General features: G+C 31.9%; 21 protein-coding genes, 1 tRNA gene and 1 riboswitch. Of the genes, 6 read left to right on the top strand and 16 right to left on the bottom strand.

What is annotated here, in order from left to right; genetic code table 11:
- Positions 1-20: 20 nt before the first annotated feature.
- The 4 genes from HX088_RS04565 to HX088_RS04550 all read right to left on the bottom strand — a co-directional run bounded on the left by HX088_RS04565 (position 21) and on the right by HX088_RS04550 (position 4,938).
- Positions 21-2,408, bottom strand: a complete 2,388-nt coding sequence (locus tag HX088_RS04565; protein ID WP_286483562.1) for a TonB-dependent receptor plug domain-containing protein — start codon at positions 2,406-2,408, stop codon at positions 21-23.
- A 54-nt stretch (positions 2,409-2,462) separates the two neighbouring features.
- A riboswitch (SAM riboswitch) is annotated at positions 2,463-2,566 on the bottom strand.
- 58 nt (positions 2,567-2,624) lie between these two features.
- The gene (locus tag HX088_RS04560) at positions 2,625-3,224 is read right to left on the bottom strand and encodes an aminotransferase class IV (RefSeq protein ID WP_171622573.1); all 600 of its coding nucleotides are present in this window, start codon (positions 3,222-3,224) and stop codon (positions 2,625-2,627) included.
- The gene (locus HX088_RS04555; protein WP_260541322.1) at positions 3,208-4,167 is read right to left on the bottom strand and encodes an aminodeoxychorismate synthase component I; all 960 of its coding nucleotides are present in this window, start codon (positions 4,165-4,167) and stop codon (positions 3,208-3,210) included. Before HX088_RS04555 ends, HX088_RS04560 begins: the two co-directional genes overlap by 17 nt.
- A 15-nt stretch (positions 4,168-4,182) precedes the next feature.
- Complete coding sequence (locus HX088_RS04550; RefSeq protein WP_260541323.1) at positions 4,183-4,938, bottom strand: hypothetical protein; 756 nt, start codon at positions 4,936-4,938, stop codon at positions 4,183-4,185.
- Between the two features lie 75 nt (positions 4,939-5,013).
- Here HX088_RS04550 and HX088_RS04545 point away from each other — a divergent pair, with 75 nt between their 5' ends.
- Entirely contained in the window at positions 5,014-5,586 is a 573-nt protein-coding gene (locus HX088_RS04545; RefSeq protein ID WP_286483561.1) for a nitroreductase family protein, read from the top strand.
- Positions 5,587-5,672: 86 nt separating this feature from the next.
- Positions 5,673-6,287: a WG repeat-containing protein gene (locus HX088_RS04540; RefSeq protein WP_286483560.1), complete on the top strand. Its 615-nt coding sequence runs from the start codon at positions 5,673-5,675 to the stop codon at positions 6,285-6,287.
- A gap of 41 nt (positions 6,288-6,328) precedes the next feature.
- Here HX088_RS04540 and HX088_RS04535 read toward each other — a convergent pair whose 3' ends face one another.
- Positions 6,329-6,856, bottom strand: coding sequence for an SRPBCC family protein (locus HX088_RS04535; protein WP_286483559.1), 528 nt, complete (start codon positions 6,854-6,856; stop codon positions 6,329-6,331).
- A gap of 26 nt (positions 6,857-6,882) precedes the next feature.
- On the bottom strand, positions 6,883-7,344 hold the full coding sequence (locus tag HX088_RS04530; RefSeq protein WP_171622579.1) for a DinB family protein: 462 nt from the start codon (positions 7,342-7,344) through the stop codon (positions 6,883-6,885).
- 134 nt (positions 7,345-7,478) lie between these two features.
- Between HX088_RS04530 and HX088_RS04525 the strand changes: the two genes are divergently transcribed.
- The 3 genes from HX088_RS04525 (at position 7,479) to HX088_RS04515 (ending at position 9,765) form a co-directional block, all read left to right on the top strand.
- Positions 7,479-8,579: an Mrp/NBP35 family ATP-binding protein gene (locus HX088_RS04525; RefSeq protein ID WP_260541327.1), complete on the top strand. Its 1,101-nt coding sequence runs from the start codon at positions 7,479-7,481 to the stop codon at positions 8,577-8,579.
- A 12-nt stretch (positions 8,580-8,591) separates the two neighbouring features.
- Complete coding sequence (locus HX088_RS04520) at positions 8,592-8,882, top strand: NifU family protein (RefSeq protein ID WP_171622581.1); 291 nt, start codon at positions 8,592-8,594, stop codon at positions 8,880-8,882.
- A gap of 112 nt (positions 8,883-8,994) precedes the next feature.
- Positions 8,995-9,765: a DUF3108 domain-containing protein gene (locus tag HX088_RS04515; RefSeq protein ID WP_260541329.1), complete on the top strand. Its 771-nt coding sequence runs from the start codon at positions 8,995-8,997 to the stop codon at positions 9,763-9,765.
- 52 nt (positions 9,766-9,817) lie between these two features.
- Here the strand turns inward: HX088_RS04515 and aat are convergent, their stop codons facing one another.
- Both aat and HX088_RS04505 read right to left on the bottom strand, forming a co-directional pair.
- Positions 9,818-10,450, bottom strand: coding sequence for a leucyl/phenylalanyl-tRNA--protein transferase (gene aat / locus HX088_RS04510; RefSeq protein ID WP_260541332.1), 633 nt, complete (start codon positions 10,448-10,450; stop codon positions 9,818-9,820).
- An 84-nt stretch (positions 10,451-10,534) separates the two neighbouring features.
- A complete protein-coding gene (locus HX088_RS04505; RefSeq protein ID WP_286483558.1) occupies positions 10,535-10,906 on the bottom strand; it encodes a DUF3127 domain-containing protein in 372 nt (123 codons plus the stop codon).
- Between the two features lie 117 nt (positions 10,907-11,023).
- Here HX088_RS04505 and HX088_RS04500 point away from each other — a divergent pair.
- Positions 11,024-11,105 (top strand) — tRNA-Leu (locus tag HX088_RS04500).
- A 304-nt stretch (positions 11,106-11,409) separates the two neighbouring features.
- Here the strand turns inward: HX088_RS04500 and HX088_RS04495 are convergent.
- From HX088_RS04495 to HX088_RS04460, 8 genes are all read right to left on the bottom strand, one after another.
- Positions 11,410-12,534, bottom strand: a complete 1,125-nt coding sequence (locus tag HX088_RS04495) for an N-acetyltransferase (RefSeq protein WP_284582787.1) — start codon at positions 12,532-12,534, stop codon at positions 11,410-11,412.
- Positions 12,535-12,579: 45 nt separating this feature from the next.
- Positions 12,580-13,101 carry a DUF4833 domain-containing protein gene (locus tag HX088_RS04490; RefSeq protein WP_260541340.1) on the bottom strand — a complete coding sequence of 174 codons (522 nt, stop codon included), beginning with the start codon at positions 13,099-13,101 and terminating at the stop codon, positions 12,580-12,582.
- Between the two features lie 38 nt (positions 13,102-13,139).
- A complete protein-coding gene (locus HX088_RS04485) occupies positions 13,140-13,778 on the bottom strand; it encodes a VTT domain-containing protein (protein ID WP_286483557.1) in 639 nt (212 codons plus the stop codon).
- Positions 13,779-13,828: 50 nt separating this feature from the next.
- On the bottom strand, positions 13,829-14,500 hold the full coding sequence (locus HX088_RS04480) for a DedA family protein (RefSeq protein ID WP_286483556.1): 672 nt from the start codon (positions 14,498-14,500) through the stop codon (positions 13,829-13,831).
- 9 nt (positions 14,501-14,509) lie between these two features.
- Positions 14,510-14,875, bottom strand: coding sequence for a YraN family protein (locus tag HX088_RS04475; RefSeq protein ID WP_286483555.1), 366 nt, complete (start codon positions 14,873-14,875; stop codon positions 14,510-14,512).
- A gap of 9 nt (positions 14,876-14,884) precedes the next feature.
- Positions 14,885-15,520 (bottom strand): uracil phosphoribosyltransferase, encoded by a 636-nt coding sequence (gene upp / locus HX088_RS04470; RefSeq protein WP_286483554.1) that lies wholly within the window; start codon positions 15,518-15,520, stop codon positions 14,885-14,887.
- A 4-nt stretch (positions 15,521-15,524) separates the two neighbouring features.
- Entirely contained in the window at positions 15,525-16,463 is a 939-nt protein-coding gene (locus HX088_RS04465) for a S66 peptidase family protein (protein WP_286483553.1), read from the bottom strand.
- 92 nt (positions 16,464-16,555) lie between these two features.
- Positions 16,556-19,069 carry a TonB-dependent receptor plug domain-containing protein gene (locus HX088_RS04460; protein WP_286483552.1) on the bottom strand — a complete coding sequence of 838 codons (2,514 nt, stop codon included), beginning with the start codon at positions 19,067-19,069 and terminating at the stop codon, positions 16,556-16,558.
- Positions 19,070-19,111: the final 42 nt, after the last annotated feature.

The raw sequence follows: 19,111 nt of genomic DNA, 5'->3' as shown, positions 1-19,111 counted from the left end.
TTTAAATATATTATTATTGATTAAAATTTAAAACTTGCACGTGCAAAATAATACGCTCCTGTCATTCCCATTTGTACTGGTGCGTGTGGAAAAACACCATAATAAGAATTCTCGTATACTTGCTTGTCTGGGAAAACATCAAAAAGATTATTTGCTCCAATTGTAAAGTTAAAATTCTTCGTGATATCAAATCCAATCGATGCATCTGTCACCACTTTTCCTGTATGTTCTTGCACACTTCCCCATGGATATCCATCCTTTGTCACTTTACCGAAATAAGTGTTACGCACCATAAAATTGAAACCTGAAATCGAATAATTCAATCCTAAAGTTGCTTTAGTTTTTGGACTCAACGATTCAATAATATTCACTTGATCTGATCCAAAAAACTCTTCAGTCGGAATTGTTAAAGCTTCAGGGAAATGGTATCCCACAATTTTTGTCTCGTTAATATTTGCAGATAAACTTGTATTTAATTTTCCTCTACCCAAACGCGTATCATACGAAATCACTAAATCCAATCCCTTTGTTTCTGTGTCAATCGCATTCGTAAAAATACGTGCTGTTGCAACATTGTACTTTTCTAAAATAGGATCTGTGATATCAGAAGTCAAGACAATACGATCATCAACTCGGATAAAATATCCATCTAAAGTAATGAACAATTTTGAAGTCGGACGAAAAGTTAACCCTAAACTTGCATTGATTGATTTCTCTTCTTTTAATTGGTCTAACCCAATTTCTCTCGAAAGATCAGATTCATTTCGAATAATTCCTTTTGTAACTAAAACTTGATCTCCGTTATCATTTAAGAACAAATCTGTGTACGAATTACTGAAATATTTTTGTTGTAACGAAGGCGCTCTAAATCCTGTAGAAACAGCTCCACGAACCGAATATCCTTTTGCATATTCATATCTTAAGGCTAATTTCCCATTAATTGTACTACCGAAATCTGAATAATTTTCAAAACGACCTGCTAAATCAGCAGTGAAATTTCCGAATTTCAATTCTCCATCCACATAAGCGGCAACCGAATGTCGATCTCCTTTTACTGCATTCAAAGGTGAAAATCCTACAAAAGATTCTGATCCAGAACCAGAATAAGATGCTTCATCTCCAGCTTCGATTTTATATTGTTCAAAACGGTACTCTCCTCCGAAAGCTAAACTAATGTTTTGATTGATTCGTTTTGAGAAATCTAAGTTTACCGTATTTTGTAAAAATTGATGTTTACCAGCATAAAAATCGGTTGGTGAATCAAGTCCTAATGATTGGTTGATTGAATTTTCTAAATCATATTTAAATGAATTTAACCCAAATGAATTGCTCAAGTCGATTTTCCATCCATCGTACGAATAACGTAATCCTGTCGAATTTGAATAATCATTCACATTTGATTTTAATGTCGCTTGAAATCCTGTTGGATAAATTTTCAACGCATCATCAGACAATTCGCTTGGTAATCTTCTGAATCCAAAACCTTCTCCTTGTCGCAACGAAACACCTCCGAAAGAATAAAAATCCAATTGATCATTAATTGCTGTTTCAGCATTCACAAAAAATTGTTGATTCTTGATTGCCGCATCACCAATTTGAAATCTAAAATCTTTTCTTGATAATCCTAAAGCGGCTATATTCGCATCATCCGCAGCTCGTGCCGCATCTGGATCATCAGCGAAATCATATGCAAAATTATCTCCAAAAATATCTAAATTATGATCTTTCGAACGATTCGTTTTTTTACGTTCACTTACAACCGCAGAAAACACAATCGAACCAGACTGACCTAATTTTGTGCCGAAACTACCATTAAAATTATACGTTTCACCATCGTTACGCGAAGTTTGTCCGTAAGTCAACGACGCATCACCTCCAGGTTTAGATTTCAACACTATATTCACAACACCAGCAATTGCATCAGAACCATATTGCGCAGCTGCACCATCTCGTAAAACTTCAATCTTGTCGATAGCAGAAATTGGAATTGCACCTAAATCTGTTCCAACAGAACCATTCCCAACCGTGTTTTGATAATTAACCAACGATGTGGTATGACGTCTTTTTCCATTCACCAACACCAATACTTGATCTGGTCCCATTCCACGTAAAGTCACAGGATCAACGTGCTCTGTTCCGTCTGCAGAAGACTGTCGAACCGAATTGAAAGATGGTATAACGACGTTTAAGATATCATTTACACTCAACTGAGGCGAAGACGATTTTAATTTTTCAACATCAATGATGTCGACTGGAACCGATGAATTAACAACTGTTCTTTCAGAAGCACGACCTCCGATTAAAATAACCTCGTTAAGATTTGTTTCTTCTTTTTCTACTTCTTGTGCAAAAAGAGTTGATGCGCAAATAAATGCGAATGAAGCAAGTAAAAATTTGTTTCTTTTCATTTTCAATTTTTCATAAAACTTTCAAGAAACCAACAGATAAAAGTGAAATACTTTTACTCATCTTTCCCTTTGATAGGTTGGATTTAGCACCTTAGATTATAAGTCATCTGGTTGCTAAGGTTTCATCGGGCCAATCCCTCCGCCTTTCTTGATAAGTTATGCAAAGGTAATGTTAAAAAACAAATTTGCAAACAAAACTCTATTAACTTTATAGAGTTATTTAATCAAATGAGAAATATCCAATTCTTGACTTTCTTCGAGATTCATCATCGCGTTGATTCGTTTGAATGAGGTAAAATTTTCTAAATCTCTTACTTTTATATTTTTCTCCATAATTTCTCCTGTTTGCAACAAAGCCTCTCGCATTGTACCTTTCAATAAACAAGAACGAGGCGTTACCCATTGCGATCCATCATAAAAAACGATATTCGAATAAATACAATCGGTAATATAATTTGATTTAACTAATACCAAATCATCTGTTTTTGATTCCTTTACATACTCATCGAAAAACCAGCGGTCCAAGTATTTGTAGGTATAATTTATTTTATTTTCAATTTCAAAAAGTTGAATGGTTTCAATTGGTTTGATTTGATACGGTAGAAATTCTACTGATTGAATTTCGCGGTCATACACTATTCTAACTTTATATTTTTCATCTGTTAAATCTTCAGGTAGTTGAATAATTTCTTCTAATACTATCGGATTAATTTCAGTAAAATTATCAGTTCGAGTACGATCAAATCTCGCTTGATGATATTCTAAATGGCGTAATTGTTTGTTTTCACAACAAATGGATTCAATAAATTGGAACATATACTTTTTGGATTAATTCTTCATATTCTGCTTTCGCTTTACTTTTTGCTGTGATTCCTCCTCCACTCTTGAAAATGAAATCGTTTTGATTATTTTCTATAAAACGAATCATCACTGCACTATCTAAATTTTCGCCATCGAAAACACCAAAAACTCCTGTATAAAAATTACGTTCGTACTTTTCAGCTTCTAAAATAATTTCAACGGTTTTCTTTTTAGGCGCCCCACAAATAGAGCCTGCGGGCAATAGTTGATCGAAAATTGTTCCCAAATTCTGGTAATAATCTTCCTTCAAGTCTCCTTTTATTTCAGAGCTTACTTGTAACAATGTTTTATCATTTGTTTTCAATTCTTCTATGTAGCGATAATCTGTCACCTCAACATTTTCGGAAACCAAACTCAAATCATTTCGGATTAAATCCACAATTGTAGCATGTTCGGCAGCTTCTTTTTCATCATCTAAAATCAATTGTTTAGCGTGTGGAATTGACGCATCAATTGTTCCTTTCATTGGATTTGAAAAAATTTTTTGATGTTCTATTTTCACAAAACGTTCGGGTGAAAAGCAAACAAAATCATTTTTATATTTCAGTTTATATTTCGCATCCGAAAAAGTATAAATTTCGTCTAATGATAAGTCTGTTTCGATTTTTGTAGGAAGCGTTAAATTCGTCAAATATGAATTTCCAAACAAAAGATTATCGTGCACATGTTTAAATTTTGGCAGATATTCATCGAAGGTAATTGGAAATTTTTTAAATTCGAAAGCCTTTTCAAAAGTTTTTTTTTGAGTACAGTTGATTTCAAATTTAATCTCTTCTGATAATTTATTCAACGGAACAATTTCTCCATTTTCTTTTAAAAAATCAATCATAAAAAAAAAGGGAACTTTTGCAGCTCCCAATTCATTCATTTTCGTAAAAATCGAATGCTTTGCTAACATTCGATAAAATTAATATTATTCTTGATTTGTACCAAGTAGATCAATTTCTGTTTTTTGATCATCTATTAATAAAAAATCTTTCACTAATAAATAGGCCATAATTTGAGCAATAGGAAATGTTGCCAAAATTCCGACGAAACAAATATAAGCGCCTATTTGAGATAAAATACTGTATAATAATACGGTTAACAATATGTACCAAAAATTTTTCATTCCAATTTTATACGATAACTTAATACTGTCTATGACACCATAATTCCCGTAATAAATAATGTAAGGAGTGAAAAAAGTAACCACTGAAAGTAGAATTCCTATGATTATAAAAAGTGGTAAAATCGCAAATATGGACAAACTAAAAAGAGGTGCAAACGATTCGTTTTCATTAACTAATAATCCAAAACCACCCATTAAAAGTACAAATGGAATCATTAACAACAAACTGAAACCTAACATTAATAAAAAGAACGGAATGAATCGTGTCCATTTTTCAAAACCTTTAAAAAAATCATTAAATTCAAATGATTCACCATTTTCTATCTTATCAACCACATGTCCGTATCCCATTTGCAACGGAAACATTACCAAATAAGGACCGATAATCGTCACAACAGAAAGTATTGAAATAATAGCCGAAACCAAAGTAAATAATGCAAATTGCAGCCAATTATCACCAAAGATTTTAAACGACTGATTAATATAATCACCTAATCTAAAATCAAATTTATTTTGTGTTGCACGACTTACTTTTACTTGATCTAATGTTCTATTCATCGTTTTATGAATTTTTTGGATTTAAAAAATGTAAATTTGCCTAATCAGTAGAATAAAATTAAGAATTGTTACAAAATGAATGCAAACGATTTATTATCAATCATAAAAAATAGACGCTCTATATTTCCTCCACAATACACGCAAGAAGAAATTACGCGCGAAGAATTAAATCAAATTTTTGAGGCTGCCAACTGGGCACCATCTCATAAAAAAACAGAACCTTGGCGTTTTATCGTTTTAGAAGGTGCGGTAAAAGATCGTTTTCGCGAATATGTGAAACGTGTTTATGTACAAGGTACTCCTCCAGATCAGTTAAGTGACAGAAAAATTAATGCGTTAATTGAAAAATGTGACAAATCGAATAAAATTGTTTTGATCAATTTTATTGATACAGATAAAAATCCTGAATGGGAAGAATTAGCTGCAACTTCCATGGCTGTTCAAAACATGTGGTTAATGGCAAGCGCATTAAATATTGGTGCTTATTGGTCTTCACCTGCGAATGTAATTGCGAATGTAGATGAGTTTACTACGATGGAAGAAGGCGAAAAATGTGTTGGAGTTTTCTATATGGGAAAAATTGAAGGAGATTCTCCAGAAGCTGTTCGTCAACCAATCGAAAATAAAGTACGATTTTTAGAGTATTAAAACTATATTCAATAAAAAAACGCTACTTTTTGAGTAGCGTTTTTTTATTGAATTTTCTGTATATTTATCTAACTAATTAATTGTTTATGAAAAATTCAATAAGCATTTTAAGTTTCATCTTTTTTAGCTATATCGTATTTTCTCAAGAAAAATTTAAAATTGTTTCAACCGAATCGAATGATTCTATTGGTCATTTTTACCTTCAAAAGAAGAATGACAAAAAGAAGAAGAAATTAAATATGGATTTATATCTATTTTCTCCTTTTGATAGTAAATATAGACATTTTGCTGTTCTAATAAGAAAAGATTGGGAAGGATGGTCTGCAATTGATTTTGATGAAAATAAACTATTTACGGTTTACAATCTAGCTCATGGAGAACCAATTCCTGATAAACTTGTCGAAAATAAAATACGAATTGTTGATAATAATAAAATTGGTTTTGCAAATAATTTCGGTAAAATAGTTATTCAACCTCAATTTGAAATGGTTTCACATTTTCATAACGGAAAAGCTATAATTGCAGAAGATTGCTCTAAAATTCCTTGGGATTCTGAATCACACAAAGGAGCTTGTGAACATTATTCTATTGAATGTAAAAAACATGGATATATCAATAATAAAGGAGAAATTATAAAATTGGGTGATTATTCCTTTGACGAAATCCAAAAAGAAATAAAATGGAAATCTAAAAATCTATAATAAAGAAATAGAGGTCGTTGTTTTACGACCTCTATTTCTTTTTATCTCTCACTTAATTCTTTCAGTTTTTTAAGTCCTTCTCCGTATGATTTTTCCATTTGCGCATCCATCATTAGTTTCATCAAATTCATCGGATAATCTAACTCGCAGTCCATGCTCCAAGTGACTTTTGTTGTATTCCCTTCTTTTGTCAAAACAATATCTGAAGTTGCATCACTTTCGAATGGTTTTTTGAACATCATTTTTGTGGCCACTTTTTTATTTGGCTCTAAAGCTGTTATAATATGACATCCTTTTCCTACATCATCGTTTCCTTCCCAACAATATTCGTCACCCACTTCACCTTGATTTCCTGAATATGATAATTTCAGATTTGGATCTAATTTCATCCAAGGATTCCATTCATTAAATTTCTTTGACGCACTCGCTTGTTCATACACCTTTTCTATTGGTGCATTAATCACTGTTGATGTTTCGAAATGATAGTGTTTCCCCAAAGCAAACATTAGAATTGTTAGAATAAACAATACTCCAACAATAAATAAAAGGAATTTTTTCAGAATTTTCATATAGTGTTAAAATTAATTTTTATACTCTAAAAAGGAATATTCTTTTTCATGGCCATCATATAGCCTAAATGCATTGCTTCGTGAATATTATTGTATAAAATCGCATCTTCTATTGATTCTAACGTCATTCCGAAACTTGTTTTATACGAACGATAATAGGATAATTTTTCTGAACGGTAGTCTTTAAACAATTGCATCGGTGTACTTTCAAGCATTTCTTTCAACTCTTGTACATCATCTGCTGTAACTTCGGTATTTCCTATTGTTCCTTTTTTGTATTTTTGTATAAACTGAATATCGACCAACATTCTATTATCGGTTAAATAATAATGAATTAATTGTTGTGTAGCCAAAACATGAGCCGCATTCCAAAACAAATTATTCTTGTAACCAACCGGTATATAAAGTAATTGTTTTAGAGAGTGTTGTTCAAGCTCATCAATAATCTGTTTACGTATATTCGTCAGATAAATAATATGCTCTTCCATAGTCAGATTTAAAAGTTAAATATACATTAAATTAAGACTATTTATCAAATTATAAAGCAAAACAATTAAAATCACGTTTTTAGATTCTTAAAAGTCTTTGATTCTTTGTAATTTTGTCTAAATAAATTTAAAAGATGGCTTACACAAGAGATCAAATATATCAAGTATTAGAAGAATTGGGTATTCGCAATTGGATGCGTAATGCTCAAGTGATGGGAAATGATATTATTTTGGATATTGTTTCTCCTTCGCCTGCAATGCACGAACGCAAGCGTTTGGAAATTGCTTTGAAAAATGCATTTAAAGAAAATTTACCTGAAGCAAATCTTAAACTTAACATTTCTGTTGAAGTAGAAGAAAAAAATCCGAACGAAATCAAAGGTTCAGAATTACCAGGAGTTAAAAATATTATCGCAGTTGCATCTGGAAAAGGAGGTGTTGGAAAATCTACTGTTTCATCAAACTTAGCAATTAGTTTGGCCAACATGGGATTCAAAGTTGGGTTATTAGATGCAGATATCTATGGACCTTCTATGCCGATTATGTTCGATTGTCAAGATGCACGCCCATATTCTGTTGAAGTAAACGGAAAAACAAAAATAAAACCTGTAGAATCTTACGGAATCAAAATTTTATCAATTGGTTTCTTTGCAGATACCGATCAAGCAATTGTTTGGAGAGGACCAATGGCTGCAAAAGCATTGAACCAAATGATTCGTGATGCACATTGGGGAGATTTAGATTTCTTATTAATCGATTTACCTCCAGGAACAGGTGACATTCACTTATCTATTGTTCAGCAAGTTCCAATTACAGGAGCAGTTGTGGTTTCTACACCTCAAAACATTGCGTTAGCTGATGCTAAAAAAGGAGTTGGAATGTTCCAAATGGAAGCCATCAATGTTCCAGTATTAGGAATTGTAGAAAATATGGCGTATTTTACTCCTAAAGAATTGCCAAACAATAAATACTATATCTTTGGACAAAATGGTGCAAAAGATTTAGCAGAGCAAATTGGTGTTCCTTTCTTAGGTGAAATTCCGATTGTACAATCAATTCGTGAAGCTGCTGATGTAGGACGTCCTGCTGCAATGCAAGAAGATACAGTTGTAGCTGAAGTTTATAAATCAATTGCACGTAACACTGTACAAAGTTTAGTAGAACGTAACAATACATTGCCTCCTACGGAAGCTGTACGTATTACAACAATGGCAGGTTGTTCAGCAAAAAATTAAAAAAGAAAGATCATGACTCCAGAAGAAAAATATTCAGAAGTTGAAAAGGCCTTAACTGAAATTAGACCATTCTTAAATTCAGATGGAGGCGATATCGAATTAGTATCTGTTGAAGATAATATTGTAAAAGTTCGCCTTACAGGTGCATGTATTGCATGTTCTGTCAACCAAATGACATTAAAGTCTGGTGTTGAAATGACTATTAAAAAATATGTTCCAGAAATCGTTTCGGTTATCAATGTTTCAGATTTTGAAACTCCTGCTGAAGCTGATCATATCTCAACTCTTAAAGAAAAGAATTAGACTACAAGATTCTTCAAAATAAATTTAAAACGCCTTTATATCAATTTATAAGGGCGTTTTATTATTTTTGGCAAACAATTTGAAACTTAACCACAAAACGAAAAAATCAAAAATGAAAAAATATATTTTATTTTTTACTTTTATTCTCCTTTCATTCTCATTGCCACTACTTGCACAAGACAATTATAAAGTTGGCGAAAGCCTAAAATTTAGAGTTCATTACTCTGGATTAAATGCAGGTTTTGCAACAATTGATGTCAAAGAAGCTACACTAAACGGAAGAAGTCATTATCACATAGTAGGAAAAGGAAATTCTACTGGTGCAGTACGTGCTTTCTTTAAAGTTGATGACAATTACGAATCCTATATTGATAAAAGCAACCTGAAACCAACTAAATTTGTTCGCAACATTGTAGAAGGAAGTTACAAACGTCATCAAATCTATTATTTTGACCATGCCAATAGAAAAGCGAAAGTAGAAAATAAACGCGACGGGAAAATAACAACCGAAACAATTCCGTACGACGCACAAGATTTATTATCGGCTTTTTATAGCTTGCGTAATGCAGATCATTCTAAATTAAAAACAGGCGATTATTTGAACGAAAATATCTTTCTTGGTGACGAAACATTAAAATTTAGATTGAAAGTTTTGGGACGCGAAACCTTAAAAACAAAATTCGGTAAAATATCTGCCATCAAAATTCGACCTTATGTACAATCGGGACGAATCTTTAAAGAATCTGAATCGGTTACGATGTGGATTTCTGATGATAACAACTTAGTTCCACTAAAAATTAGAGCGGGATTATTAGTTGGATCTTTAAATGCAGATCTAAATGATTTCAAAAACTTAAAATATCCCATCTATTTCACGAAATAAATAGATTCATCACCTAAAAAAATCCGACTATTAATTCATTTGTCGGATTTTTTTATGGTTCTAAATATTCTAAAAAAACATCGCTCGGAATTTCCATCGCTCCCAAACTTGCCAAATGTTGGGTGTACACTTGGCAATCGATCAACTCATATTTCTTGTGATATTTAGCAACAAATTGTATAAATCCAGCTTTAGATGCATTACTAACTTTTGCAAACATACTTTCTCCACAAAAAACGTTACCCATCTCTATTCCATAGAAACCTCCCACTAATTCATCATTTTGCCAAACTTCTATACTTTTTGCGATTCCCATTTCGTGTAATTTACAATACGCTTCAATCATTTCAGTTGTAATCCACGTACCATCTTGCCCTTTTCTATAAGCTTCAGAACAATTTGTAATCACTTCTCTGAAAGCTTTATTTTCTGTATACGTAAAGGTTTGATCCCGAAAAACTTTCTTCATTGATTTCGAAACATGTAAATTTTCGGGAAACAACACAAACCGATCATGCGGAAACCACCAAATAATTGGATCATCTTCATTGAACCAAGGGAATATTCCTTTCTGATAAGCCAAAATTAGACGTTCTGGTGAAAGATCTCCTCCAATAGCTATAATTCCTTCGGCATTTACTTCGTCGTAATCAGGAAAGATTAAATCAGTGCTTAACCAATACATATTGTTTTGTCTAAAATTTATTTAAAATTAAAAAAACGTGCCCAATAAAGAACACGTTTAGTATGAATTGATGTTTTATTTTCCTTAGAATGGTAAATCATCGTCATCTCCGTTAGAAAAAGTTTCTACTGGAGGAGCTGGCGGAAAATTATCGTATCCCTGAGGAGTTTGAGGAGCAACATTTGCCATATTTTCAATTCTCCATGCTTGGATTGTATTGAAATATCTTGCTACACCTTCTGGATTAATCCACTCACGACCACGAATGTTGATAGAAACTTTCACTTCATCACCAGGTTGGTAAGCATTCAATACATCTGTCTTATCTTGTGTAAACTCAATTATAATATCTTGTGGATATTGTTCTTGCGTTGTAACAACGAATTCTCTTTTCTTGAAACTTGCAGTAATATTTTGAGTTTCAAATACTTTTTTAATTCTTCCTGTAATTTCCATTTTTGTAAAAGCTTTGTACAAATTTAGAATGTAAAAAAAGATTAAAAAAATTTTATTTCTAAATTTTGTTAGAAAGAAAACTTGTGTATATTTGCAATCCAAATCAGTGAGATTTAAGCGGGCGTGGTGGAATTGGTAGACACGCTAGACTTAGGATCTAGTGCCGCAAGGTGTGAGAGTTCGAGTCTCTCCGCCCGTACAACTAAAAAGACTTTAAACAAATTGTTTAAAGTCTTTTTTTATGGTTTATTGTTTTATCATCATTTTTGATAAATTTCTTAAATTTAGCTCATTATTTGGTTATAAGTTGGTTTGGTATGTATTCGAAAAGAAAAAGAAATTTAAAATCTGGAGGTAGAACAATTCCTATTTTTGAATTTATTATAGTCGTCATCATTATTATCGTATTAATTTACTTTGCTGTATTTTAAAAAATATACTTATAATAACAAGGCAATGTGTTGTAATTAAAAATGGTTAGAATTTAAATTCCAACAATTAAGTTATGCTTCTATATTTTTGTAAAACGTTTTTCTACGTTTGTGAACAATTGGATCAAAATTCTTCCATAATTGCTGCACTTTTATGTTTTCTTCAAGCAGAGGGTTTGTTTCTAAAGTCTTAATTCCTCTTGCTATAAAGCGGTCATAAAGTTCTTTAAAAATCAATGCATTTACACCTTTATTTTGATAATGAGGATCAATTCCAATTAAATAAAATTCGACATGATCATTCTTTTTTTGAGCTTGCATCAAATGCCACCAACCAAACGGAAATAATTTTCCTTTCGTTTTCTGAAAAGCTTTTGAAAAAGATGGCATTGTAATCGCAAACGCAATCATTTTGTTATTTTTATCTTTGACACAAGAAATAAAATCGGGATGAATAAACTTCAAATATTTCTTTTTATAATGTTCAACTTGGTATTTTTCGATTGGAACAAAACTTTGTAATTCTGCATAGGTTACATTCAACAAATCGAACATTTCGTCTACATAAGGCAACATTTCATCAATAGAGTTGAATTGGTATGTATCTATTTCATATCTCTTTTTGAGCATTTCGCATAGCTTATCCATCTTTTTTACTGAGGCCAAATTTGCTATATCAATCGAATATTCTAACCATTCTGCTCTTGGTTGATAACCTAATTGTTGTAAATAGTTGGGATAATATTCGTAATTATAAAGACCTATTAATGTTGCGATTTTATCAAAACCTTCTGTTAATAAACCTGCTTTATCCATATTCGAAAATCCCATAGGACCCTCTATATAAGTCAATTCCTTTTCCTTCGCTATGTTTTCAACAGTTGTTAACAACGCTTTCAAAATGTTAATATCATCTTTAAAAACTAACCAGCCGAAACGAATCTTTGCCTTTTGTAACTCTTTCACTTCTGTCCAATTAATAATCGAAACAATTCGACCTACAACTTCTTCACCTTTATAAGCCAAGAAAAACTTCGCTTCTACAGTTTTGAAGATAGTATTAGCTGGATCAAAACTGGCTAATTCATCTTTCTTTAAAGTTGGAACCCAATACGGATTTCCTTTATACACTTCAAAAGGTAAATCGACAAATTTTTTCATTTCTTTTCGTGATTTCACCTCTTTTATTTCAATCATACTGATGTTAAATTGTCTTTGAAAACCTAATTTATGAAGATTTTTTTAGAGAACAATTTTCTCTTGTATAGATTTTCCGTTTTTATCTTTTCCATAAAACAAGATATATTCTAATTTAACTGAAAGACCAGCTGTTCCTTTTTTCTGTTTCAAGAAAACTCTATTTAAGGTTATCAACTTGTTATTAACAGTTGTTTGAACAATTGGTTTATTTTCATTATCAAGCTTTAAGATTAATTTTTGAATTGGATATGACACTAAACTTAACTGATAAACATTCTTTTCCTTTTTTATGATCTCTAATCCGTAAGCTAATTTTTTTTGAATAGAAGTTAAAGGTTTTTTTTCTCCATTTTCTGCGTATAAAATTCGATAAATATCGACAGGTTCATTCTCATTTAATAACCCTTTAGCAGAAAAAGATGCATCGTATACAAACGTATTCTTATTATCGTTGTGCTGAATATAAAACAATCTGTTTACCGATTTTGGAGGCGTAGGATAGCCCTCTTGCGCAAATAGAACAACTGAAATAAAGAAATAAAAAAGAGTGAAAACGTTTTTCATAAATTTGTGTTTATTATTGGAAGAATTAAGATACAAATTTATTTCTTACTTTTTTCTTTTAAAAATTCAATTATGATAGGAAATAATGAGAACACAATAATCAACATTACAACAATCTCAAAATTGTTTTTGATAAAAGGAATTGTTCCTAAAAAATAACCAGCCAAGGTAATTCCAAAAACCCAAACACTTCCTCCTACAACATTATACTTGATAAATGTGCCGTAATGCATTTTAGAAACCCCCGCAACAAAAGGAGCTAACGTTCGTACAATCGGAACAAAACGTGCAATTACGATAGTTTTTGAACCGTACTTGGTGAAAAAATCTTCTGTCTTTTGAATGGCTGAATCTTTAATAATTCGTTTACCGAAAATTTTAGCTGTGACTAATTTCGTTCCTAAGGTTTTCCCAATCGTATAATTGACTGTGTCGCCTGCAATTGCCGCGATCCAAAGTAAACCTAATACGATATAAATATTGAGTTGAGCTGGAAAAGCCGCAGCTAACATCCCTGCTGCAAATAAAAGCGAATCGCCAGGTAAAAAAGGCATGACAACCAAACCTGTTTCGATAAATATTAAGAGAAATAAAATCAAGTAAAACCAATGTTGATAATCATTCAAAATGGTTTCTAAATATTTATCGATATGCAGTAAATAATCTAAAATTTCCATGATTTAAAGGTATAAAAAAACTCGACCGAAGTCGAGTTATATGTTCATTTTTATTTTTGTTCTGATAGTGTTTTTTTACCGAACTTTTCTTTTATAATTTCTATAAAGATTGGAAGAACAGACGCAATTGTAATTCCCAAAATTACTTTTGAGAAATTATTTTGAATCCATTCTATATTTCCTAAGAAGTAACCTATAAGTGCTAATCCTACAACCCATAGGATAGCTCCAATTACATTATAAGTTAAGAAAATTGAATAGCCCATTCGACCAATTCCTGCAACGAAAGGCGCTAAAGTTCTTACGATTGGAACAAAACGTGCAATGACAATGGTTTTAGAACCATACTTTTCGTAAAATTGGTGGGTTTTTTCTATATGTTCTTCTTGAATAAAGTTTTTACCAAAAATTTTAACTTTAGTTGCTTTGTATCCAACCTTTTTACCAATTGTATAATTCAAGGTATCGCCGAGTATCGCAGCCACCAATAGAATCGCAATCATTATCCAGACATTCATATCATTTGTTTCTTGTGCCGCTAACATACCTGCCGCAAACAACAACGAATCACCAGGTAAAAATGGCATTACAACCACACCTGTTTCTACAAAAATGATTAAAAATAAAATTGCATAAAGCCATAAACCATATTCATTCGCAAACTCTGCTAAATGCTGGTCGATATGCATAATAAAGTCAAAAAGACTCATAATTACCTCCATATAAGTTGATTATATTTCTGAAGCGTCGAATGCATTTTGGATATGATTAACGCTCCAAGATTGTTGTATTTTTAAAAGTGCTAAAATATCAAATCTAACTTCACAAATAAAATTATTTTTCTGAATAAAATCATCTGCAGCAAGAATTAACAACTTCTTTTTCTTTGCATTAACTGCAGTTTCAGGTTCTGAAATGTAATTTGACGTTCTCGCTTTTACTTCTACAATAATAATTTCATTTTCAGTTTGTGCAATAATATCGATTTCAGCTTTTCTAAAAAAGTAGTTTTTTGCTAAAATTTTATACCCTTTTTCGGTTAAATACTTCACTGCAAAATCTTCTGCTTCTTTTCCGAAATCGTAACTATTACTCATCGAAGATATTTACATTGTTCCATATAAACGATCTCCAGCGTCACCCAAACCAGGTACGATGTAACCGTTTTCATTTAGTTTCTCATCTAAGGCAGCCAAGAAAATAGGAACTTCTGGATAAACATTCTGAACAGCTTCTACACCTTCTGGACAACCAACTAAACAAGCTAAACGAACAGATTTTGCTCCTTTATCTTTTAAAATTTCGATTGCTTTGATTGCAGAACCTCCTGTTGCTAACATTGGATCAACCAAAATAACATCGCGCGAACTTAAATCTGACGGAAGTTTACATAAATACTCAACTGGTTGTAGTGTATCGTGATCACGATAAAGACCAATATGACCTACTTTTGCAGTAGGAATTAATTGATGAATTCCTTTTACCATTCCCAGCCCAGCACGCAAAATAGGAACAATCGCCATATCATTTCCTTTTAATTTGTAACCGATTGTTTTGGTAATTGGCGTCTCCACTTCAACTTCTTCAAGCTCTATGTTACGTGTAATTTCGTAACACATCAAGCCAGAAATTTCGTCAACTAATTCACCAAACTCTTTTGTTGTCGTGTTCTTGTCACGCATTTGCGTAATTTTAGCTTTTACTAATGGGTGACTTATCACTGTTAAACTATCTTGTTTCATATATTTAATCTATAAAATACAAATTTACATTATTTGAGGTAACATTTAGATGAACTTTTGCACCCATTTTTAATGCTACATTATGACCTGTATGTCCAGCTGGAAAGCCATAAACTACAGGAACATTAAGATTTTTTGTAAAACTATGAATCACTTCATACGTTTTAGGATCAAAAGGAAGATTATAGTTTTCGGCATTTTCTTCTTCGGTATCCATATGTGTAAAACTTCCAAGAATAATTCCTTTTACTTGATTTAAGATTCCATTTCGTTTCAAATTCATTAACATACGATCAACAGCATACCAATTCTCGAACCAATCTTCCAAAAATAAAATTTTTTCAGAAGGATTTGAAATTGCAGATTCACTTCCTAAAAGAGAATAAACAATAGACAAATTCCCTCCAATTAATTCTCCATTTACTTCGCCTAAATTATTAGATGAATGTGATTGAATTTCATAATTAATTTCATGTCCAAACAATGCTTCATAAACACTTTGATAAGATGTAGGATGATAAGTAGTATTAGCTAATTTCTTCGCTGTAACACCATGTAATGTCTGAAATCCTAAACGATTAAAATGATTATGAAAAACAGTAATATCTGAATAACCTATAATCCATTTTGGATGTTTTTTAAAGTTCGTTAAATCTAATTCATCAATAATTTTTACAGAACCATATCCACCACGAGCACACCAAATTGCTTTGATCTCAACATCATCTAATGCCCACTGAAAATCTTCGGTTCTTACTTCATCTGTTCCTCCATATTTGTATCCGAAATCATATTCAGCATAAATATTTTTCCCAAGCACTGGAACTAATTTCCACGATTTTATTAACGCTATTGCTTCGTCTAATTCGCCTTGTAACATTCGTTTTGCTGGCGCAACAATTGCTATTTTATCACCTTCTTTTAGAAAATCGGGTTGAATCATTTTTAATTTAAAATTTTATCAAAGGTAAACACAAAAAAAAGACGAACTGCATGCGTTCGTCTTTTTGTTATGATAATGAAATGTTATATTTCTTAGAAATTGTAAGTAACACCTGCATTCCAAGTTCTTCCATTCCCCCAGAAGTAACCGTAGTTATCTTTACGAGAAATGTATTGATCATTGAATAAGTTTTTGATGTTTCCTCTAAATTTAATAGATTGACTATTTGTAATCTTGAATTTATAAGACATTCCTAAATCAACGATTGCATAAGGACGAATAGGCACATTTACATATTCTTCTCCAGCAATAGAAGCTTTAGTTGCATCAATTAAATCTACATTTTCAAAAACACGTGCATAGTAGTTAAAGTTAGTATCGAAAGATAAAGCTTTTGTTACTTTTACTTTAGTTCCCATACCAAATGTAAATTGAGCTGCATTTCCTACATACGCATTTAATTCGTCAGTTTTGTTTTCATATCCTGGTACCAACTCTTGCGTATCAGTATCTTGCACTTGGAAATTATATTTACCTTTGTATTTCCAATCTCCTGTTGAAGCATATCCTGTAATAGACCAATCACGTGTTACTTTAGCATCAAAATCTACTTCGATACCTTTGTGAACTTCTGATAAACCTGTCGCGATAAAACGTACACTATTGTGATTATCTCCATTACTATCAACAAAATCAGAACCATTGTATGTCATAGAACGATTATCCCACTCTGTATAATATGCGTTAACATTTACACGTAATGTACGAGATTTGTAACGGTAACCAGCTTCAATACTTTGTAAAATTTCATTATTAATACCTGTATCAATATAATTTACAGTATTACGAACAAAAATATTATTTAAATAAGGTTGACGAGAAAATTTACCAACATTAACAAATAAACTATTCTCTTTGTTCATGTTAATAGAAGCACCAGCTTTTAAATTATAACCGATTTGTGTATGCTCGCCAGAGTAAGCTTTTCCGTTTTTAAATTTAACTCCTGCTTCTTTTGCTTTTTCTGCAGTATAATTCCAGTTGTCATATTTTTCATATTCTTGCCAAGATAAAGCTCCTTGAAAAAATACAGAGAATAATTCGTTTGAAAATTCTGCTTGACCAAAGAAACCTTGGTAATTAATTCTTTCAGAATTATCAAAGCCAACTCTCTCACTACGATCAGCTCTATTAAATAATGCCCCCCATGGACTAGAACTATATGTTTTAGAAACAACATAATCCTTTGAACGTTGAGCATTAGATGCAGTACGTCCAGAAGCTCCTAATAAATTATTTAACTGTTGGTAATGTTCTCCTTGATAAAAACGAATATCTGTACCAACATTAAATGTAAATCCTTTTTTCGTATCGAACGTTAAATTTGAAACTCCACCATACCAAAAGTGATTATTAACAGAAGACGCTAAAACAGAACCATTATTTCCATTCGAAATTCCGTTTGATAATTCTTTATTTTTAGCAGCTAATACATCCCAATTAATATCTCCATTTGCGGTATATCCACCATCTGTATAACCAGGACCATTACCTAAAAGAGTTGTTCCTCCTCCAGTACCAGTAGATGCATAAACAACTGTAGATAATGATAAGTTTTCATTGATAGAGAAATCCCAGTTTAAATTAGCTACTGGTTTGTGATAATAATTTGTTTTTGCAGATAAAGCTTCTCCATTGTAAAAACCGTAATTAGAGTTACCTATACGACCTGTGATATCATAACCTGGAGTTGCAATAATACTCTTATTTACCCCATCAACTTTAATATTACGATACTTTGTCTCCATTGGTTTAGAATAGTTCTGACCATGTTCTTGTGGAGCACCAAAAATCATAAAGTTGAATGTATGGCGTTCATTTGGTTTGAAACCTACAGAAACAAAGTAAGATTGTCCTTTACCTTCAGTTCCTCGAGCAAAACTTCTGTGAGCAGACCAGTTATCAAACATAAATGAAGCACCCCATTTACCTTTCATTCCTGTATTATAACCAATAGTTTGTTTTTGATAAGAATCGTTACCAGCTAAGTAACGTACAAAACCTCCTTCTTTTTTATCTGTAGCTTTTGTTATAATATTTACAGTTCCTCCTACTGAAGAAATAGCTAATTTAGATGATCCTAAACCACGTTGAGAATCAATTAGATTTGCAATATCAGAAACTGATTGCCAGTTTGACCAATATAAACTACCGTTATCCATCCCATTGATTGGTTGTCCATTCAATAAGAAAGCTGTATTTGATTGATCAAAACCTCTCATGTACATTTTTGCATCACCAAAACCTGAAGCTTGATCTGCAACATAAATAGATGGAGAATTTTTTAATAATTCTGGAAACTCTACATTTCCAACTCCTTTATCAAGGATTTCTTCTCTTGTAATAACTGTAGAAGCAACAGGAGTCTTACGAGCTTCTGCTACATCAATTACACCTTTACCAATGATTAATGTTTCACTTAAAGATACATTTTCGTCCTGTTCAACCTTTGTAGAATCTGTTGGTTCAACAACTTGAGCGAAAGATAATGATGCCGTTAAGGCGAAAGCTCCTACTAATAAAAGCTTAACTGAATTTAACCTCATCTTATGAAATAGTTTAAAAGTTTACTTTTGCAAAGTTGAGGT

The organism is Empedobacter sp. 225-1, from assembly GCF_030328185.1.
Lineage (GTDB): Bacteria > Bacteroidota > Bacteroidia > Flavobacteriales > Weeksellaceae > Empedobacter > Empedobacter stercoris.
Note: the sequence above shows the minus strand (reverse complement) of the source record. Positions and strands in the feature narration are given on the sequence as shown.